General features: G+C 35.9%; 2 protein-coding genes and 1 pseudogene. All 3 read right to left on the bottom strand.

The window, feature by feature from the left end:
* Positions 1-586 precede the first annotated feature (586 nt).
* A complete protein-coding gene (locus HA044_RS09445; RefSeq protein ID WP_187540927.1) occupies positions 587-3,184 on the bottom strand; it encodes an SA1320 family protein in 2,598 nt (865 codons plus the stop codon).
* Between the two features lie 4 nt (positions 3,185-3,188).
* Positions 3,189-3,833: a hypothetical protein gene (locus tag HA044_RS09440; protein ID WP_398588629.1), complete on the bottom strand. Its 645-nt coding sequence runs from the start codon at positions 3,831-3,833 to the stop codon at positions 3,189-3,191.
* 93 nt (positions 3,834-3,926) lie between these two features.
* Positions 3,927-4,787, bottom strand: a pseudogene (locus HA044_RS09435) (type VII secretion protein EssC); the annotation flags it as partial.

Genomic DNA, 4,787 nt, shown 5'->3' with positions numbered 1-4,787 from the left:
CCCAACGACTCAAGACCTTGAGGTCATTGAACGTTTCTGCTTGATACATTTCAAGGAAGGTCACCGAGTCTGGAATCAAGCTCTTAAGCTGTTGAATATGCTTGAGAGGGGCAAGGCCACGCGAGATGGCTTCCTTGTCATAACCTTCAGGAAAGTGACAATAACTCTATTGAGTATTAATATCATAATAGAATATACTTTAAAATTCAAGTTAATCACTAGTTATAGAAGATCAGAGGAGACTTCGTCTCACAACATTCTCCAAAGGCAATATGGATAAACTAAGATCAGTATACTGTACTTTGAAATTTATCACTTACCTTTCCTTCTCATTAATAATATTACTCCTTAATTTACACTGTATTTTAAGGGAAAATGTAATACCTCAAGATAAAAAGAATCTATCATTCAGTAGTTGGTAAAAGTACTGTAGGAATTAAAGGGACTCTTGGTTTCTAAGTTCAAGGTTTTGAACTTTATTCTCAAATATCAATATCATAATAAAAACACCTCAAAAGTTAGATTTTTCTGTCTAACTTTTGAGGTACAGTTCAAAGGGGCTCTTTCCATAAAATAATAATCATTATCAATTTCCAAAACAATCGTCAATAACATGAGATACATTCCCCATCAGATTTGTCATGTCTCCAAGTTTATATCCCAACGCCTGTGACGCAGAACCCAATGCCAAGCTCTCTAAATCACTCTTGAAATTTGTAAACTGAATCTGCAAAGATTTCACAACTGCACCGACTGCTTTTTGAGCACGAACAACACCTTTCAATTCAGCTGCTCCATAAAATGCATCCTCCATCCCATTCCTGAACGCAGGCTTGAAACCTCCCAACATCGACACAACTAGATTTATTGTTGTAGCTGCTGTTGTCAAATATATGTCCACAGAATCAATATCTGAAACAGCTTTTCGTATTGTTCCCGATATTGAAATCTGGGACTCCACAATACCATACTTTTTTTTATCCGTATCCTCAAATTTGTTCTTGTAATAAATTTCAGTAGGAAAATCATTAATAAGTTCTTGTAGATTATATTTTGCATTTGTCATAACTTTATTTGTTTGCTCAATATAGGCTTTTGCATTATCTAGATAATTACTAAAAGACGTAGACATCTGATTTGCTAGATCCTCAGCCCTCACGTCTATCTGATCATCAAAAGCACTAATAACATCGCGATCATCAAATATACCACTCTCCTCCAAGTAACTATTATAGTCCTGTGAAACATTTGTATTAACATCTGGAACAGAACTAAAATCTAGTGTATCTATATTTCTAGCCAAACCTCTATCTGTTTCTTCTAAAGCTGTTTTGATAATTTCAGCTACAGAGATAGTATAAGAGATACAATAAATGATTGTCTGAATATTTTGTTCCAATACCTTTAAAATTTCATTCACAGCTTGTGGTATTCCATCGCCAAAATGGGAACGCTTATCTAAACCTGTCGTGCTTTTTTCAATCATTCCTTCAAATGAATTGATTAGTTCCGCTCCCTTAGTTCCTAAGTTAGTAGACATACCCGATCCAGCCCAAATATTACCCTCAGATTTACTTTTTGTGCTTATATTGTGTACTTCGATATCTAGAAGCAGGGGATCATTGTTCAACTTAATTTTACTTAATTTTGAGGTGATCACTCCATGGTCAAAGTGGTCTCCATTACTATAAAAATAGTCGTTTAGGCCACTAAAACCGAACAAGTCAAAGCGCCTTGAGAAATCATTGGGATTATATGCATTGAGTGCATAAAGCGTCCCTGTAATACCATCATAATTACTATAAGCTTTATCTATCTTCTGAACAGCTTCAATCAAACTAATCGATTGTAGATGCTGGAAGATAGCTTCTTTTAGATTGTTTGTACGACTTGACAAATTATTCATAACATTTTCATTTGCCTGACTTGTACGTTTAACTACCTCTAACAGGTCTTTCGCATGCCCTAAACTAGCATTCAAATTTGTGATTAGAACGCTCATAGATGTTGTGTCTATGCGAATTTCTTTTGAGTCGCCATACTTCTTCAACAAATCTCGAGTTGTTGTATTCTCTGGAGTCACTGCAAAATCTAATAAACCATCGCCATCTATATCAACCGCAAATAACTGTTCTAGAACTATTTGCTTTGTATATTCCATAGCTTCAGCACTTTTTCTGTACTCATTCATATTATGATGAATTGGTAAATCAATCGCAACAACATTACCAGGATATTTGGTTTCCTTTGTAATCCCTAGATAGTCTAATATGGTTGGAGTACCAGCATCCAACATCCAGTTTAAGAGCCCGTTATCTAGTACCTGTCCTCCGAACGAAATATCCTGTCCGTCCTGAGCCCAGGTAATATTAGTCAAAACATCACGAGTTGTAGAAAATGTAATAGATTGACCCTTATAATTTTTCCTTAATCCCTCAATCCGCTTCGCCTCTTCTTTAGCCATCTTCACTGTTTTAGGAGATATATCTTTTAATCGAGAAAAGTAATTCCAGTATTGATTCAATACTGTGTCATCTGGTAGTCTAACACTATCACCACTACTAGCGGGGCCATTTAAGAATAAATCCAGATTTTTTTTAAATTCTTTAAAATTGTGACTCTTAGCAACTATCTGCTTAAACCATACTGCATCTCCACTAGTAGCCATCTCTTGAGCTGTCTTCCCATTTACTGATTGAGGAGCCCCTTGGTATCCGTAATTGTATGGTACTTGTCTTTCTAACGCTACTCTTCCAGCCTGGAATTCTCCATAAGAGTGTCCTGTTGTTGTTGTAATATAGTTTCCTTTTGCTTCTACTCTATCATAAAAATCAAGTGCAGGCTTATTTATTTCCTTTAGATATAAAGAATCATTTATGCCAATTGTAATATCTGAAATGATATCTTTATGACCGTCAGCTTTATAGTTGGTTCCTGCGTAGGAAATATAGGTTTCCCCAGTCAGCGTGTCTTCAACCGCAATTGCGGCAACTCCCGAATCTTTATCATACATGGAGTCTACGATTTTTACAGAATCTCCGTAAGATTCTTCTATGAGCTTTTCAGTAGTTTTAAGTGGATTTTTAGGATTTCGAACAGTATAATCTTTTTCATATTCATAAACATAATCTGAAATATTAGCGGACACATCCACTCGTCTATTACTTTTATCGATTGAATTCATAAATTCACTTTCCTTTCACTAAATAGATTGCAGCACTGATTTGAACTAATTTTTCTTTAGATTCTAAACTAAGTAGTATGTCGTATCTGTCATAGTACGCATATCCAAGACTAACTGAAAGTTTTGTGTCAGATGGAAGGTTATACTTTTCCACTATTTTTTTATATAACTCTGATTGATTTTCTGGTTGGTAAATAATATCACTCAATTCAGTTTCTGCGCTCTTAAATGTTTTTTCCACATCTAAAGAAGCGAAATAATCCCTTGAAACCATTAAATTTAGAATTTCTTCATCAAATAAAGGATTTATCTCTGACTCATAATTTAGTTTACCATTAGAGTAAGTAACTGGTGTAGTTTCTTTATTCTCGCCAAGTGTTATTGTGTAATCACCTTTAATATCAGCTTGAGTGATATCTAAATCCACTTCGTATTTTTTGACTTCATCTTGATTTTTTATATATACATCACTAGTGTATGACTTTAGTCCAGTAAACTCCTTCTTGTCTTGCTCCAAAAATTTAAACATAGGTTCAAACGTTTTTTCGAATTCGTACTGCTTCTTTGTCCTGTTTTTGGGAATGGTCTCACCACCCAAACTACATCCATTCAATAACCCCACTGCCATAAGCATAATTCCTCCTATCATTAACCATAAAATTATTTTTATTTTTTTCATCTTTCTTTACTCCGCGATTATAATGTCCACTATTGATTTGTGATTGCGTCTTTAATCAAGCCTTTAGCGCATCAATGCCTTAATCTTAATGTATGTACTCTCACAAGCAAAATAATGAACTTGATTTTCTAACATAGTCTCTCTTAGAGGTTTCTTCGCAACGGGTACAACATTTTGGTCATTGAGCCTCATGCTAATCAAAGCTTGTTTGAAACCTTTTGCTAGGCGTAACGGAGCCTCGATATTACGAGAAATACTTTGGTTCGTTATTACAATTGATGCATATCCAGCAAATAGACCTTGTTTAAAGATAAACTCTAGTCTCTTCTGTGCAATAGGTGTTAGATTTCCAATGATCTCCGTTACATTATAAAGAACAATAGTAGCTACTTGCTCCGTCAATCCTTCTTGGATACATTTATTTATCTCATTTTCAAGAAATTCTAACCTATTTTCTATATCTTGTATTACATTCTCACAGATAACTTTCTGCTCAAATCCTTCTAAGTTTAGTTTAGAAAATTGTGGCGCCAACACAATCACCTTTTGCTTGCTACGAGCGATTTGTTTGACGAATTGTGTCATCTGCTCTTCCTTGTCTGTCAGATAAAGAAGGTTGCCTTTCTTAAGATCCCATGTCACAGGCTCAACTGTTTCCAGATCCAATCCGAGTGGGACTTTTCCTTCATCCAGCAAGGTTGCTACATCCTCACGTCCGTAGAAGTCTGCTTCTGTCAACTCATCTGGCACCATTGGGATACCTGCTGGGGTGCGGCCTGTCCACATCTCTTTAAGACTTTGGACTTGGTCGCGGAGGTTGTTGATGATTTGGATATCATTGTCTCCCGCGACTGGTAGGGCGAACTGGACGACATCGACTTCGTCACGTTTCATGAGGGCCCGTCCCTTGATGTCTTCCATCGT

The sequence above is a fragment of the Streptococcus sp. IMAU 99161 genome (genome assembly GCF_014435245.1).
Taxonomy (GTDB): domain Bacteria; phylum Bacillota; class Bacilli; order Lactobacillales; family Streptococcaceae; genus Streptococcus; species Streptococcus lactarius.
The sequence above is the reverse complement of the archived record's forward strand: the minus strand, read 5'-3'. Positions and strand labels throughout refer to the sequence as shown.

What these genes read in the sequence shown, in the direction of transcription:
- HA044_RS09440 (WP_398588629.1), bottom strand. Translation starts at nt 3,833, where the DNA reads ATGATAGGAGGAATTATGCTTATGGCAGTGGGGTTATTGAATGGATGT.
- HA044_RS09445 (WP_187540927.1), bottom strand. Translation starts at nt 3,184, where the DNA reads ATGAATTCAATCGATAAAAGTAATAGACGAGTGGATGTGTCCGCTAAT.